Here is a 13999-nt window from a genome sequence, read left to right as displayed (position 1 = left end):
ATGAGACGACATTTGATATTGGGCGCAGTGGTGTTGGTCGGTCTGACCGGCTACGCCTCGGACCTGTTCGCGGCGGACAATCAGGCTGCACTGGAAGCCTTCGGCACCGTGCAGAAGGTGTTCCAGAGCCCGCGCTGCCAGAACTGCCATATCCCCGGCGATTCGCCGTTGCAGTTCGACGCCGGTACGCCGCACATGATGAACGTGGTGCGCGGCATGGACGGCAAGGGCGCCGCCGGTTTGCCCTGCGCCACCTGCCATGGGGAAAGCAACCCACCGGCCAGCTACGGCCCCCACGCACCACCGGGCGCGCCCCATTGGAGCCTGCCACCGGCGGCGCACAAAATGGCCTGGATCGGCCTGCCGCCGGACAAACTCTGCGCGTTGATCAAGGACCGCTCCAGCAACGGCGACCGGGATTTCGCCGCGCTGATCAAGCACGTCAGCGACGACAAACTGGTGCTCTGGGGCTGGAATCCGGGCGGCAATCGGGCGCCGGTGCCGGTGCCCCACGACATCTTTGTCACGCAATTCAAACTCTGGGCCGATGCCGGAGGACCGTGCCCGGTGGCGGGCATCTGACCAACGGCGAGTTAATTAGGAGTCAAACCGGGTAAGTGCGGCTCTAACGGACATACCCCCACAGGAGTGAACCATGCTGGTTCCAGGCAAACCGATCAAACCGGGCACTTGCGCAGACACCTTGCACGGCCCGGACACTGCACTGCAGGAGCGCGAATTGTTGCGTGACCTGGCGCGTCAGGCCGAGCAGGAGCTGACGGCCGTGCAGGTGGCGAGCATGGACGAACTGACGCTGCTACCCAATCGCCACGGCTTTGAAGCCTTGGCCCAAAGGGGCCTGGATGCCTGTTTGCAGATGGGCAAACCAGCGACCTTGCTGTTTTTCGACCTCGATAACTTCAAACACATCAACTACCTGTACGGCCGCGCCGAAGGCGACGATGCCTTGAAGACCTTTGCCGATGTGCTGCGGATCGCCTTTCGCGAAAGCGACGTGATCGGGCGCATGGGCAGCGATGAGTTCGCCGCGTTGCTGACCGGTGCCAATGGCGTGGAAATCCCGGCGATCCGGGCGCGGCTCGAAGAAATGCTCGACGAGCGCAACGCCACGGTGCATCGCGGGTATGACATTCGTTTCAGTGTCACCCAACTCGAATTTCACCCCGCGCAGCACCAAACCGCTGAGGGCTTATTGGCCGCGATCGGCGAGCAGTTCGGCGGCCACCCGTTCGGCCACTCGTAACAGCGAGCCGTCATTGCGGAACCGGCCGATCAACTGCAAACCAATCGGCAACAATCCTTCGGCCCGTGGCAGCGGGATATTCACCTGCGGCCAGCCAAACGCACCCCAGAACTTGATGAAGTCCGATGGCCCGGTGTTTTCCGCGCTGTCCACGGCCAGAGGCGCGAGCATGCCGCAGTTGGGTGAGAGGAGGGCGTCGAAGGGTTGGCACAGCTCGTTCAGGCGCGGTGCGAGTGCTGCCAATCGGGCCTTGGCGGCGGTTTCCTGATCCCAGGTGGTGGCGGCGGCGCGGGCGAACATCGCCAGTATCGAAGGGCTCAACAGCTTGCGGTGTTGCTCAAACTCCTTCGCCAGCGAGCGGGCGCCTTCGCAATCGTTGATGGTCAGGTGATCGTCGAACACCCCGGCGAACTCATCCGGCAGTTTGAGTTCACTGACCTGATGTCCGGCGCGGCGCAGGTGTTCAACGGACTGTTCCAGCGCTTCGGCCACCTTGGGTTGTACCTGATCCCAGCGCGGCGTACGGCAGAAGCCCAGGTGCAGTGGGCGTAGTGGTGCTTCAGGCAGTTCGAAACCCGGAATCAACACCCGCGCCACGAGGGTCAAATCCCGTACCGAGCGGCCATACCAACCCACGGTGTCGAAACTCGGCGCCAGCGGCTTCACGCCTTCCAGCGAGACCAGTCCGAACGATGGCTTGAACGCCAACAAGCCGCAGTAAGCCGCGGGTTTGAGCAGCGAGCCAGCGGTTTGTGTGCCCAATGCCACCGCAAAGAAATCCGCCGCCATGCCCGCCGCTGAACCGGCGCTGGAACTGCCCGGCGTGCGTGTCAGGTCATGGGGGTTGCGGGTCGGACCGGTGCGCATGTAGGCAAATTCGGTGGTGTGGGTCTTGCCCATGATCAGCGCGCCGGCCTGGCGCAGCAGGGTTACCACGTGGGCATCCCGGGATGGCTGATGGTCGGCGTAGATCGGCGAAAAGAACTCGGTGGGATGGTCGGCGGAATCGAACATGTCCTTGATGCCCACCGGCACGCCGGCCAACAGGCCCCGACCCTCGTTCAGCGCGGCGTGCAGGCGCACTTGCAGCGGTTTGAACGAGGCAAAGGCGTGGACTTTCGGTTCCAGCGCTTCAATGCGCTCAAGTAAACCTTCGGCGATCTCCGCGACCGTTGTCTCGCCGTTACGCACCGCCTCGCTGAGGGCGGTGGCGTCCAGAACAGCGCGGCTCACTTGGCAAACAACTGGCTGATGTCCTTGAATGCCTTGAACTCCAGGGCATTGCCGCACGGGTCGAAGAGAAACATCGTCGCTTGCTCGCCTACCAATCCCTGGAAACGAATCCCCGGTTCAATCACGAATTGCGTACCAAGGCTTTGCAGACGCTCGGCCAGGGCTTCCCATTCCTTCATCCCCAGCACCACACCGAAATGCGGCACCGGCACGTTGTGGCCGTCCACGGCGTTGGTGTGGGCGGCTTCCTGGGAAGCATTTTTCGGTGCCAGGTGAATCACCAATTGATGGCCAAAAAAATTGAAATCCACCCAATGCTCGCTGGAGCGACCTTCTTCCAGACCAAACACTTCGCCATAAAAGCTGCGCGCAGCGGCCAGGTCGTACACCGGAATCGCCAGGTGGAAAGGGGAGAGCTGCATGGGGTTAATCCTCAACGGTTGGAAGTTGAGGCTGAGTTTAGTCCTGTGATTTTTGATTAAAAGACGATAATTTTTGCGTCGAGCTCAAATTATTTCGATCAATGGTGACGCTGATGCTGCGGGAACTGAAAACCTTTATAGCGGTGACTCGCTACGGCACTTTCGCGGCAGCGGGCATGCACATCGGCCTCACGCAGTCGGCAGTCAGTGCGCAGATGCGTAACCTGGAACAGGCCTTGGGCATTCGCCTGTTCGACCGTACCGGACGCCAGGCGCTGCTCAACGCGGCGGGGCAACGGGCATTGCCGATGGCCCGGGAGATGCTCGAAACCTTTGCGCGGATGGCGGTCAGTGATGACGTCAGCGAGTATCGCGGCGAACTGAAGATTGGCGCCGTGGCCACGGTGCAAACCGGTTTGCTGCCCCAGGCGTTGTTGCGGCTCAGGCAACAAGCGCCCTTGCTGGAGCCGAAACTGGTGCCGGGTGTGTCGCTGAACCTGTTGAGTCAGGTGGACACCGGCGAAGTGGATTTGGCGATCCTGATCAAGCCGCCCTTCGAACTGCCCAAGGAATTGTCGGCACAGGTCATCCGCAAGGAGCCGTTTGTGCTGATCGTGCCGGCGGAGCTTGAGGGGGATGATCCGTTGCAGTTGCTCGCCGAGCATCCCCATGTGCGCTACGACCGTAATTCGTTCGGTGGGCGTTTGGTGACGCGGTTCCTGCGGGAGCAGCAGATTGAGGTCAAGGTCGGGTTGGAACTGGATGAGCTGGAAGCCATTGTGAAAATGGTGGAGTGCGGGTTAGGCGTTTCGTTGCTGCCGGAGGCGGGGTTGTGGGTGGAGCATGGGGCGAAGGTGCGGGTGATTCGGTTGGGTGAGCTGACGTTCTATCGCGAGATCGTGTTGCTACAGCGTTATAGCCAGCGGATGCAGCCGATTCAGCAGTTGTTTGCGCGGTGTTTGGTTTGAAGAAACCCATAAAAAACCCGCCATAACCGGCGGGTTTTTTATGCGCTAACCGAAAATCACTCTTCGATATTGCCCATGGCGGTAGTGTTGAAACCACCGTCTACGTACATGATTTCGCCGCTGATGCCGGACGCCAGGTCCGAGCACAGGAAGGCGCCGGCGTTGCCGACTTCGTCGATGGTGACGTTACGACGCAGCGGGGTTTGCGCTTCGTTGGCGGCCAGCATTTTGCGGAAGTTCTTGATGCCGGAAGCGGCGAGGGTGCGGATCGGGCCAGCCGATACGGCGTTGACGCGGGTGCCTTCCGGGCCCAGGGAACCGGCCAGGTAACGAACGCCAGCTTCCAGCGAAGCCTTGGCCATGCCCATCACGTTGTAGTTCGGCATGGTGCGCTCGGCGCCCAGGTACGACAGGGTCAGCAGGCTGCCATTGCGGCCTTTCATCATTTCGCGGCCAGCCTTGGCCAGGGCCACGAAGCTGTAGGCGCTGATGTCGTGAGCAATGCGGAAACCTTCACGGGTGGTGGCTTCGGTGAAGTCGCCGTCCAGTTGGTCGCCCGGGGCGAAGCCGACGGAGTGAACGATCACGTCCAGGCCATCCCACTTCTTGCTCAGCGCTTCGAAGACCTTGGCGATTTCTTCATCGCTGGCCACGTCGCACGGGAAGCACAGCTCAGGGCTCGAGCCCCAGCCTTGTGCAAATTCTTCAACACGACCTTTCAGTTTGTCGTTCTGATAAGTGAAGGCAAGCTCAGCGCCCTCGCGATGCATGGCGGCAGCGATGCCGGATGCGATGGACAGCTTGCTGGCGACACCGACGATCAGTACGCGCTTACCGGCGAGAAAACCCATGTGTTGCTCCTCTCTTTCAGGTTATTGCGCAGTGGCTGGTGCCAGGAAAGCGGCTTCCAGCAACTGCTGTGTATACGGATGTTGGGGGGCGGCAAAGATACTTTGCGCGTCTCCCTGTTCGACCACTTGGCCATGCTTGACCACCATCAACTGGTGGCTCAGCGCTTTGACGACAGCCAGGTCATGGCTGATAAACAGATACGTCAGGTTGTACTTGGTTTGCAGTGACCGCAAAAGCTCCACCACTTGGCGCTGCACTGTCCGGTCGAGGGCCGAAGTCGGCTCGTCCAGCAGGATCAGCGCCGGTTTTAGCACTAATGCCCGGGCAATGGCGATTCTCTGCCGTTGCCCGCCGGAAAATTCGTGGGGGTAGCGGTTCCGGGTTTCCGGGTCCAGGCCTACCTCCTTCAATGCCGCAATAATCGCTTGTTCCTGTTCCGCTTCGGTGCCCATCTTGTGGATCCGCAGGCCTTCGCCGACGATCTGGCTCACGCACATCCGCGGGCTCAGGCTGCCGAACGGGTCCTGGAACACCACCTGCAACTCCCGGCGCAACGGTCGAACCTCGCCCTGCGTCAGGCAGTCTAGCTGCTTGCCTTCAAAACGGATGCCGCCTTTGCTGCCGATCAGCCGCAAAATCGCCAAGCCCAGTGTCGACTTGCCGGAACCGCTTTCTCCCACAATCCCCAAAGTCTGTCCCTGGGGCAGGCTGAAATTGATGCCGTCCACCGCTTTGATGTGGTCAACGGTCTTTTTCAGAAAGCCTTTCTTGATCGGGAACCAGACTTTCAGGTCCTCGACTTGCAGCAATGGCGGGCCAATAACGTTGGTCGCCGGCGTCCCGCTGGGCTCCGCTGCCAGCAGTTCCCGAGTGTACGGATGCTGCGGCGCGCGGAACAACTCTTCGCACGATGCCTGTTCGACGATGCAACCGCGCTGCATGACACATACGCGATGCGCAATTCTTCGAACAAGGTTCAAATCGTGACTGATCAGTAACAACGCCATGCCCAGTCGGGCCTGTAATTCCTTGAGCAATTCGAGGATTTTCAGCTGAACGGTCACGTCCAGCGCAGTGGTCGGTTCATCGGCAATCAACAGCTCCGGCTCGTTGGCCAGGGCCATGGCGATCATTACCCGCTGGCGCTGGCCGCCGGACAGTTCATGAGGCAGCGCTTTCAGGCGCTTGTGCGGCTCGGGAATGCCGACCATCTCCAGCAGCTCCAGGGTGCGCTTGGTCGCCACTTTGCCGCTCAGGCCCTTGTGGATGCCCAGCACCTCGTTGATCTGCTTCTCGATCGAGTGCAGAGGATTGAGCGAGGTCATCGGCTCCTGGAAGATCATCGCGATCCGGTTGCCCCGAATGTGGCGGATGGTTTTCTCTTTCAGGCTCAGCAGGTCTTGCCCGGAATATTCGATGGTGCCGGACGGGTGTCGGGCCAGCGGGTAGGGCAGCAGGCGCAGAATCGAGTGGGCGGTCACCGATTTACCGGAGCCACTTTCACCCACCAGGGCCAGGGTTTCGCCGCGTTTGATATCGAAGCTCACGCCTTCGACCACCCTCTGCATGCGCTCGCCGACGACAAATTCGACGGCGAGGTCGCGCACTTCGATCAGATTGTCCTGATTCATTTCACTTCCTCGGGTCGAAGGCATCGCGAGCGGACTCGCCGATAAACACCAGCAAACTCAACATCAACGCCAGCACCGCAAACGCGCTCATGCCCAGCCACGGTGCCTGCAAGTTGGACTTGCCCTGGGCCACCAGCTCTCCCAGGGACGGACTGCCCGCCGGCAGGCCAAACCCCAGGAAATCCAGCGCCGTCAGCGTACCGATGGCGCCAGTGAGGATGAACGGCATAAAGGTCATGGTCGAGACCATGGCGTTGGGCAAAATGTGGCGGAACATGATCGCGCCATTCTGCATTCCCAGCGCCCGCGCCGCGCGTACATATTCAAGGTTACGCCCACGCAGGAACTCGGCGCGCACCACGTCCACAAGACTCATCCACGAAAACAGCAGCATGATCCCCAGCAGCCACCAGAAGTTCGGCTGCACGAAACTGGCGAGGATGATCAGCAGGTACAGCACCGGCAGCCCGGACCAGATTTCGAGGAAACGCTGCCCGGCCAGATCGACCCAGCCGCCATAGAACCCCTGCAACGCCCCGGCGATCACGCCGATGATCGAGCTGAGAATGGTCAACGTCAGGGCGAACAATACCGAAATCCGGAAACCGTAGATCACCCGGGCCAACACGTCGCGGCCCTGATCATCGGTGCCCAGCAGGTTGTCCGCCGAGGGCGGGGCGGGGGCCGGGACTTTCAGGTCGTAGTTGATGCTCTGGTAGCTGTAGGGGATTGGCGCCCACAGAATCCACGCATCCTTGGCCTTGAGCAGTTCGCGGATGTACGGGCTCTTGTAGTTGGCTTCCAGCGGGAATTCGCCGCCGAAGGTGGTTTCCGGGTAGCGCTTGAGCGCCGGGAAATACCAGCCATCGTCGTAATGCACGGCCAGCGGTTTGTCGTTGGCGATCAGCTCGGCGCCGAGGCTCAGGCCGAACAGGATCAAAAACAGCCACAGCGACCACCAGCCACGCTTGTTGGCCTTGAACAGTTCGAATCGTCGGCGATTGAGGGGGGACAGGCTCATCTCAATGCTCCCGGTGTTCGAAGTCGATGCGCGGATCGACCAGGGTGTAGGTGAGGTCGCCGATCAGTTTCACCACCAACCCCAATAACGTGAAGATAAACAGCGTGCCGAACACCACCGGGTAATCGCGGTTGATCGCCGCTTCGAAACTCATCAGGCCCAGGCCATCGAGGGAGAAAATCACTTCCACCAGCAATGAGCCGGTAAAGAAGATCCCGATAAATGCCGAGGGGAACCCGGCAATCACCAGCAGCATCGCGTTACGGAACACATGGCCGTAGAGCACTTTGTGGTTGGTCAGGCCTTTGGCTTTGGCGGTGACCACGTACTGCTTGTTGATTTCATCGAGGAAGCTGTTTTTGGTCAGCAGGGTCATGGTCGCGAAGTTGCCGATCACCAGCGCCGTGACGGGCAAGGCCAGGTGCCAGAAATAATCGAGAACCTTGCCGCCCATGCTCAGCTCGGCGAAGTTGTTCGAGGTCAGCCCCCGTAGCGGGAACCAGTCGAAATAGCTACCGCCGGCAAACAGCACGATCAGCAAAATGGCGAACAGGAACGCCGGGATCGCGTAGCCGACGATGATCAGCGAACTGGTCCAGACGTCGAAATGGCTGCCGTGGCGCGTGGCCTTGGCGATCCCCAGCGGGATCGACACCAGGTACATGATCAGCGTGCTCCACAGCCCGAGGGAGATCGACACCGGCATCTTTTCCTTGATCAGGTCGATGACCTTGGCGTCGCGAAAGAAGCTGTCGCCGAAATCCAGGGTCGCGTAGTTCTTGACCATGATCCACAAGCGTTCCGGCGCCGATTTGTCGAAGCCGTACATGTGCTCGATTTCCTTGACCAGCGCCGGGTCCAGGCCCTGGGCGCCGCGATAGGCCGAGCCGGCCACTGAGACCTCGGCACCGCCACCGGCGATGCGGCTGGTGGCGCCTTCGAAGCCTTCGAGCTTGGCGATCATCTGTTCCACCGGGCCACCGGGGGCGGCCTGGATGATCACGAAGTTGATCAGCAAAATGCCGAACAAGGTCGGGATGATCAGCAGCAGTCGCCGAAAAATATACGCCAGCATCTGATTACTCCGTGCCCGCAGGGTCGGCTTGCAGTTTGGTTTCGACTTCTATCGCCGGTTTTGCATCGGGCTTGACCCACCAGGTATTGATGCCGATGTCGTACTTGGGTGAAACCTTCGGATGGCCGATGTGGTTCCAGTACGCCACGCGCCAGGTCTTGATGTGCCAGTTGGGGATCACGTAATAACCCCATTGCAGCACGCGGTCCAGCGCACGGGCGTGGGCCACCAGGCTTTTGCGCGAATCGGCGTTGATCAGGCCTTCGACCAATTGGTCCACCACCGGATCTTTCAAGCCCATGGAATTGCGGCTGCCGGGCTTGTCGGCGGCGGCGGACATCCAGAACTCGCGCTGTTCGTTGCCCGGCGAATTGGACTGCGGGAAGCTGCCGACAATCATGTCGAAGTCCCGGGAGCGCACGCGGTTGATGTATTGCGAGACGTCGACCCGGCGAATCACCAGGTCGATACCCAGGTCGCTGAGGTTGCGCTTGAACGGCAACAGCACCCGCTCGAATTCGGTCTGGGCCAGCAGGAACTCGATGGTCACCGGTTTGCCGTTGGCGTCGACCATTTTGTCGTCGACGATCTTCCAGCCGGCCTCTTGCAGCAGTTGATAGGCCTGGCGTTGCTGGGTGCGGATCATGCCGCTGGCGTCGGTCACCGGGTTCTGGAACGCTTCGCTGAACACCTGGGCCGGGAGCTGGCTGCGGAACGGGTCGAGGATCGCCAGTTGATCGGCGTCCGGCAGGCCGGTGGCGGCCATTTCCGAGTTTTCGAAGTAACTGCGAGTACGGGCGTAGGCGCTGTTGAACAGTTGCTTGTTGGTCCATTCGAAATCCAGCAGCAGCGTCAGGGCCTGACGCACGCGGATGTCCTGGAACGCCGCGCGTCGCAGGTTGAACACGAAACCCTGCATACCGGTCGGGTTGCCGTTGGGAATCTGTTCCTTGATCAACCGCCCCTCGGTCACTGCCGGGATGTTGTAGGCGTTGGCCCAGTTCTTTGCGGTCATTTCCAGCCAGTAATCGAACTGCCCGGCCTTGAGTGCTTCGAGGGCCACGGTGTTGTCGCGGTAATAATCAGTGGTCATCACGTCGAAGTTGTAGAACCCGCGGTTCACCGGCAGGTCCTTGCCCCAGTAATCCTTGACCCGCTCATAACGCACCGAGCGCCCGGCTTTGACTTCGCTGACCTTGTAGGGGCCGCTGCCGAGCGGCATTTCCAGGTTGCCTTTGTTGAAGTCGCGGGTGGCCCACCAGTGTTTCGGCAGCACCGGCAACTGGCCGAGGATCAGCGGCAGTTCGCGGTTGTTGCTGTGCTTGAACTTGAACAGCACCGTCAGCGGGTCTTCGGCGACCACGTCGGCGACATCGCTGTAGTAACCGCGATACATCGGTGCCCCGTCCTTGGTCAGGGTCTGGAAGCTGAACACCACGTCTTCGGCGCGCACCGGGTGGCCGTCGTGGAAGCGAGCTTCGGGGCGCAGGTAGAAACGCACCCAGCTGTTGTCCGGGGCCTTCTCGATCTTGCCGGCGATCAGGCCGTATTCGCTGAACGGTTCATCCAGGCCCTGTTTGGCCAGGGTGTCGTAGATCATGTCGATGTTGTCCGCCGCCACCCCTTTGCTGATGAACGGGTTGAGGCTGTCGAAGCCGCCGAAACCGGCCTGGCGGAAGATCCCGCCCTTGGGGGCGTCCGGGTTGACGTAATCGAAGTGCTTGAAGTCGGCCGGGTATTTCGGCGGCTCGTTGTACAAAGTCAGGGCATGTTGCGGGGCGGCGCAGGCCAGCCCGGCGAACAACAGACCGCTGGCCTGCAGGAGCAGGGCGCGTACGGGTTTCATTGATCTTTCTCCGAAGACTTCAGCCACCACGCGCTCAAGCCCAGGGTGTAGGGCGGCGTGGTGACGAAGGCCAACCGGTTGCGGTAGGCCAGGCGATGATAATTGAGGTACCAGTTGGGAATGCTGTAGTGCTGCCACAGCAGCACCCGGTCGAGGGCCTTGCCGGCGGCGACCTGTTCGTCGCGGGTCTGGGCGCCGAGCAGTTGTTCCAGCAGATGATCGACCACCGGGTTGGCGATGCCGGCGTAGTTTTTACTGCCCTTGACCCCGACCTGGCTGGAATGGAAGTACTGCCATTGCTCCAGGCCCGGACTGAGGGTCTGGTTGAGCGTCATCAGGATCATGTCGAAATCGAACTGATCCAGGCGTTGTTTGTACTGGGCGCGATCCACCGTGCGCAGCCGCGCGTCAATGCCGATGCTGGCGAGGTTCTCGACGTAGGGCTGGAGGATGCGCTCCAGGTTCGGGTTGACCAGCAGGATCTCGAACCTGAGCGGCTGGCCGGCGGCGTTCTGCACGCGCTGGCCATTGAGCTTCCAGCCAGCCTCGCCCAGCAGTCCCAGGGCCTTGCGCAGGGTTTCCCGGGGAATGCCGCGCCCTTCGGTCTGCGACAGGCTGAAGGGCTCGGTGAGGAGCTTGGCGGGCAACTGATCGCGGTAGGGCTTGAGCATCAGCCATTCGTGACCGACCGGCAGCCCCGTGGCGGAGAACTCGCTGTTGGGGTAGTAACTCACGGCGCGTTTGTACGCACCGCTGAACAACGTGCGGTTGGTCCACTCGAAATCGAACATCAGCCCCAGCGCTTCACGCACCTTGACCTCGGCGAAGGTCGGGCGCCGGGTGTTCATGAACAGGCCCTGGCTCTGGGTCGGGATCTGGTGCGGGATCTGCGCCTTGATCACATCGCCACGGCGCACGGCCGGGAAGTTGTAGCCGTTGTCCCAGTTCTTGGCCTGGTGCTCGATGTAAATGTCGAACTCACCGGCCTTGAACGCTTCGAAGGCCACGTCGCTGTCGCGGTAGAACTCGACTTCCATGCGATCGAAGTTGTACTTGCCGCGATTGACCGCCAGGTCCTTGCCCCAGTAATCCTTGACCCGCTCAAACACAATCTGCCGTCCCGGTTGTACCGAGGTGATGCGATACGGCCCGCTGCCCAGCGGCGGTTCGAACGTGGTGGCTTTGAAATCGCGACCTTTCCAGTAGTGCTGGGGCAGCACCGGCAATTCGCCGAGGCGCAGGATCAGCAACGGATTGCCGGCGCGCTTGAACACGAAGCGGATGCGTTGTGGGTTGAGGATGTCGACCCGCAGCACTTCCTGGAGGTTGGTGCGGTACTGCGGATGGCCTTCCTTGAGCAGCAAGCGGTAGGAAAACGCCACGTCATAGGCGGTGATCGGTGTGCCATCGTGGAACCGCGCTTCGGGGCGCAGGTTGAACACCACCCAACTGCGGTCCTCGCTGTATTCCACCGATTGGGCGATCAGGCCATAGCTGGAGGTCGGCTCGTCGCCGGACGGCGCGTACTGGCCGGTGCCGACCATCAGCGGTTCGTTCAGCTCGTTAATGCCGTATTGCAGGAAATTCGGCGTGGAAACCGGGCTTGAGCCCTTGAAGGTGTAGGGGTTGAGCGTATCGAAGGTGCCAAACGCCATCACCCGCAACGTACCGCCCTTGGGCGCTTGCGGGTTGACCCAGTCGAAGTGGGTAAATCTGGCCGGGTACTTGAGCGTGCCGAACTGCGCATAACCATGGCTTTCGCTGATCGTCGCGCTTGCGGGGGAGCTCAAGGCCAGGCTGATCAGGAGAAGGAGGAGGGTACGCTTCAAGTCAGGGATCCGATCCAGGCGGCTTGGGCTTTGTGGGCCGTACAGTAACAGCTTGTATCGACAGGAAAAAGACAGGGGGTTAATGCGCCGTTAATTGCTGGCACGATCGTACGCAAAGATGCATGACTTGTGGCGAGGGAGCTTGCTCGTGGCGAGGGGGCTTGCCCCCGTTCGGCTGCGAAGCAGTCGCAAACACCGCGGATACGATTTATCTGAAAATAACCAGGTGGCCGCTTCGCGACCCAACGGGGGCAAGCCCCCTCGCCACAAGAGCAGCATTGCTGTAGCAACCACAACAGCCCTCAAACCGCAGGCAAAAAAAAGCCCCTGGATTTCAGGGGCTCTTTGCTTAGCGTGGCGAAGACACCGTCAGCATCTGACCCGGCTTCAGCGCCTGGCCAACCCGCGGGTTCCAGCGCTTGAGGTGTTGCATTTCAACGTTGAAACGTTTGGCAACCATATACAGCGAGTCGCCTTGCTTGACCTTGTACTGGGTCTGTTGCGTCTTGCCGGTGTCCTTGCCCTTCGACTTGCCGCTGGCGGCCACGACCGTGTTGATCCGGCCACCGCTGCGCTTGGTGTTGTCCTGCATGACCAGGGTCTGGCCGACCTTGAGGTCCTTGCCGGTCAGTTTGTTCCAGCGTTGCAGGTCTTTCACGTCAACCTTGTTCGCCTTGGCGATGGTGCCCAGGTTATCGCCACGTTTGACGCGATAGGCACGCTTGAGTCGGGCAATTTCGTTGTCGTCGGCGCCTTCGAACACAGGCTTGAGCTGGCGTGTGCTGATCAACTCCTCGGGGCGCATGGTCGACAGGCTGGCGGTCAGCAACTGCGCCTTGGACGTCGGCACCAGCAAATGCTGGGGACCGTCGATGGTGGTGCGCTGCTTGAAGGCCGGATTGAGCTGGAACAGTTCGTCTTCGTCGATGTTGGCCACCGCGGCAACCTTGGACAGGTCCATGCGCTGGTTGATTTCGACGACCTGGAAATACGGTTCGTTGGCGATCGGGTTGAGGTTCACGCCGTAGGCTTCCGGCGCCAGCACCACTTGCGACAGGGCCAGCAACTTCGGCACGTACGCCTGGGTTTCGGCCGGCAGCGGCAGGTTCCAGTAGTCGGTCGGCAGACCGAGCTTCTCGTTACGCTCGATGGCCCGGCTGACCGTGCCTTCACCGGCGTTATACGCCGCCAGTGCCAGCAACCAGTCACCGTTGAACATGTCGTGTAGACGTGTCAGGTAGTCCATGGCAGCGGTGGTCGAGGCGGTGATGTCGCGACGGCCATCGTAGAAACGGGTCTGGCGCAGGTTGTAGTAACGCCCGGTGGAAGGGATGAATTGCCAGAGACCCACCGCGTCGGCCCGGGAATAGGCCATCGGGTTGTAGGCGCTTTCAATCACTGGCAGCAGCGCCAGTTCCAGCGGCATGTTGCGTTCTTCGAGGCGTTCGATGATGTAGTGGATGTACAGGCTGCCGCGTTCGCCGGCGTTTTCGAGGAAGGACGGGTTGCTGGCGAACCACAGTCGTTGTTGCTCGATACGCGGGTTGACGCCCAGGCCGTCCTGCAACTGGAAGCCCTGGCGCATGCGCTCCCAGACATCCTGTGGGACTTGCGGTGTTGGTTTCTCGCTGAGCCAGATCGGTTTCTGCTTGGCTCGCGCGGCAATATTCGGAGTATGTGTGGCTTCGGTTTGCGGGACATGGCTTGAACAGCCCGCCAATGTGGCGGACACAGCCACCGCGATGGCTTGAGCCAGGCGGGTCAATGCGTCTGAATTGATGGCTTTACGAATAGATGACGACATTGGCTGGAAGTGAGTTCCGGGCAAAAATGTCGGGCGATTCTAGAAAGCGTACCC

The 13999-nt window shown here is 60.8% G+C and carries 12 protein-coding genes; 3 read left to right on the top strand and 9 right to left on the bottom strand.

Translation table 11 applies throughout. The annotated features are described in order from the left end of the window. Both FQ192_RS09090 and FQ192_RS09085 read left to right on the top strand, forming a co-directional pair. A complete protein-coding gene (locus FQ192_RS09090; RefSeq protein WP_149658305.1) occupies window positions 1-582 on the top strand; it encodes a hypothetical protein in 582 nt (193 codons plus the stop codon). 73 nt (window positions 583-655) lie between these two features. Then, entirely contained in the window at window positions 656-1264 is a 609-nt protein-coding gene (locus tag FQ192_RS09085; protein WP_149658304.1) for a GGDEF domain-containing protein, read from the top strand. Here the strand turns inward: FQ192_RS09085 and FQ192_RS09080 are convergent. After that, the gene (locus tag FQ192_RS09080; protein WP_149658303.1) at window positions 1211-2497 is read right to left on the bottom strand and encodes an amidase; all 1287 of its coding nucleotides are present in this window, start codon (window positions 2495-2497) and stop codon (window positions 1211-1213) included. The two genes, FQ192_RS09085 and FQ192_RS09080, sit on opposite strands and share 54 nt — an antisense overlap. After that, window positions 2494-2919, bottom strand: a complete 426-nt coding sequence (locus FQ192_RS09075; protein WP_149658302.1) for a VOC family protein — start codon at window positions 2917-2919, stop codon at window positions 2494-2496. Before FQ192_RS09075 ends, FQ192_RS09080 begins: the two co-directional genes overlap by 4 nt. A gap of 113 nt (window positions 2920-3032) precedes the next feature. Here FQ192_RS09075 and FQ192_RS09070 point away from each other — a divergent pair, with 113 nt between their 5' ends. After that, window positions 3033-3887, top strand: a complete 855-nt coding sequence (locus FQ192_RS09070) for a LysR family transcriptional regulator (protein WP_149658301.1) — start codon at window positions 3033-3035, stop codon at window positions 3885-3887. A gap of 56 nt (window positions 3888-3943) precedes the next feature. Here FQ192_RS09070 and fabI read toward each other — a convergent pair whose 3' ends face one another. From fabI to FQ192_RS09035, 7 genes are all read right to left on the bottom strand, one after another. Continuing rightward, window positions 3944-4738 carry an enoyl-ACP reductase FabI gene (fabI, locus tag FQ192_RS09065; RefSeq protein WP_133836158.1) on the bottom strand — a complete coding sequence of 265 codons (795 nt, stop codon included), beginning with the start codon at window positions 4736-4738 and terminating at the stop codon, window positions 3944-3946. Window positions 4739-4759: 21 nt separating this feature from the next. Beyond that, window positions 4760-6370: an ABC transporter ATP-binding protein gene (locus tag FQ192_RS09060; RefSeq protein ID WP_149658300.1), complete on the bottom strand. Its 1611-nt coding sequence runs from the start codon at window positions 6368-6370 to the stop codon at window positions 4760-4762. A 1-nt stretch (window position 6371) separates the two neighbouring features. After that, window positions 6372-7391, bottom strand: coding sequence for an ABC transporter permease (locus FQ192_RS09055; protein ID WP_149658299.1), 1020 nt, complete (start codon window positions 7389-7391; stop codon window positions 6372-6374). 1 nt (window position 7392) lies between these two features. Next, on the bottom strand, window positions 7393-8466 hold the full coding sequence (locus FQ192_RS09050) for a microcin C ABC transporter permease YejB (RefSeq protein WP_149658298.1): 1074 nt from the start codon (window positions 8464-8466) through the stop codon (window positions 7393-7395). Between the two features lie 4 nt (window positions 8467-8470). Continuing rightward, the gene (locus tag FQ192_RS09045) at window positions 8471-10312 is read right to left on the bottom strand and encodes an extracellular solute-binding protein (protein ID WP_149658297.1); all 1842 of its coding nucleotides are present in this window, start codon (window positions 10310-10312) and stop codon (window positions 8471-8473) included. Continuing rightward, window positions 10309-12141 (bottom strand): extracellular solute-binding protein, encoded by a 1833-nt coding sequence (locus FQ192_RS09040; RefSeq protein ID WP_149658296.1) that lies wholly within the window; start codon window positions 12139-12141, stop codon window positions 10309-10311. Before FQ192_RS09040 ends, FQ192_RS09045 begins: the two co-directional genes overlap by 4 nt. A gap of 349 nt (window positions 12142-12490) precedes the next feature. After that, the gene (locus FQ192_RS09035; protein ID WP_149658295.1) at window positions 12491-13945 is read right to left on the bottom strand and encodes a transglycosylase SLT domain-containing protein; all 1455 of its coding nucleotides are present in this window, start codon (window positions 13943-13945) and stop codon (window positions 12491-12493) included. Window positions 13946-13999 lie beyond the last annotated feature (54 nt).

The sequence above is a fragment of the Pseudomonas sp. ANT_J12 genome (assembly GCF_008370045.1).
GTDB lineage: Bacteria > Pseudomonadota > Gammaproteobacteria > Pseudomonadales > Pseudomonadaceae > Aquipseudomonas.
This window is presented reverse-complemented; position numbering and strand designations above follow the sequence as displayed.

What these genes read in the sequence shown, in the direction of transcription:
- FQ192_RS09075 (WP_149658302.1), bottom strand. Translation starts at nt 2,919, where the DNA reads ATGCAGCTCTCCCCTTTCCACCTGGCGATTCCGGTGTACGACCTGGCC.
- FQ192_RS09085 (WP_149658304.1), top strand. Translation starts at nt 656, where the DNA reads ATGCTGGTTCCAGGCAAACCGATCAAACCGGGCACTTGCGCAGACACC.
- FQ192_RS09090 (WP_149658305.1), top strand. Translation starts at nt 1, where the DNA reads ATGAGACGACATTTGATATTGGGCGCAGTGGTGTTGGTCGGTCTGACC.
- FQ192_RS09055 (WP_149658299.1), bottom strand. Translation starts at nt 7,391, where the DNA reads ATGAGCCTGTCCCCCCTCAATCGCCGACGATTCGAACTGTTCAAGGCC.
- FQ192_RS09070 (WP_149658301.1), top strand. Translation starts at nt 3,033, where the DNA reads ATGCTGCGGGAACTGAAAACCTTTATAGCGGTGACTCGCTACGGCACT.
- FQ192_RS09050 (WP_149658298.1), bottom strand. Translation starts at nt 8,466, where the DNA reads ATGCTGGCGTATATTTTTCGGCGACTGCTGCTGATCATCCCGACCTTG.
- FQ192_RS09060 (WP_149658300.1), bottom strand. Translation starts at nt 6,370, where the DNA reads ATGAATCAGGACAATCTGATCGAAGTGCGCGACCTCGCCGTCGAATTT.
- FQ192_RS09045 (WP_149658297.1), bottom strand. Translation starts at nt 10,312, where the DNA reads ATGAAACCCGTACGCGCCCTGCTCCTGCAGGCCAGCGGTCTGTTGTTC.
- fabI (WP_133836158.1), bottom strand. Translation starts at nt 4,738, where the DNA reads ATGGGTTTTCTCGCCGGTAAGCGCGTACTGATCGTCGGTGTCGCCAGC.
- FQ192_RS09035 (WP_149658295.1), bottom strand. Translation starts at nt 13,945, where the DNA reads ATGTCGTCATCTATTCGTAAAGCCATCAATTCAGACGCATTGACCCGC.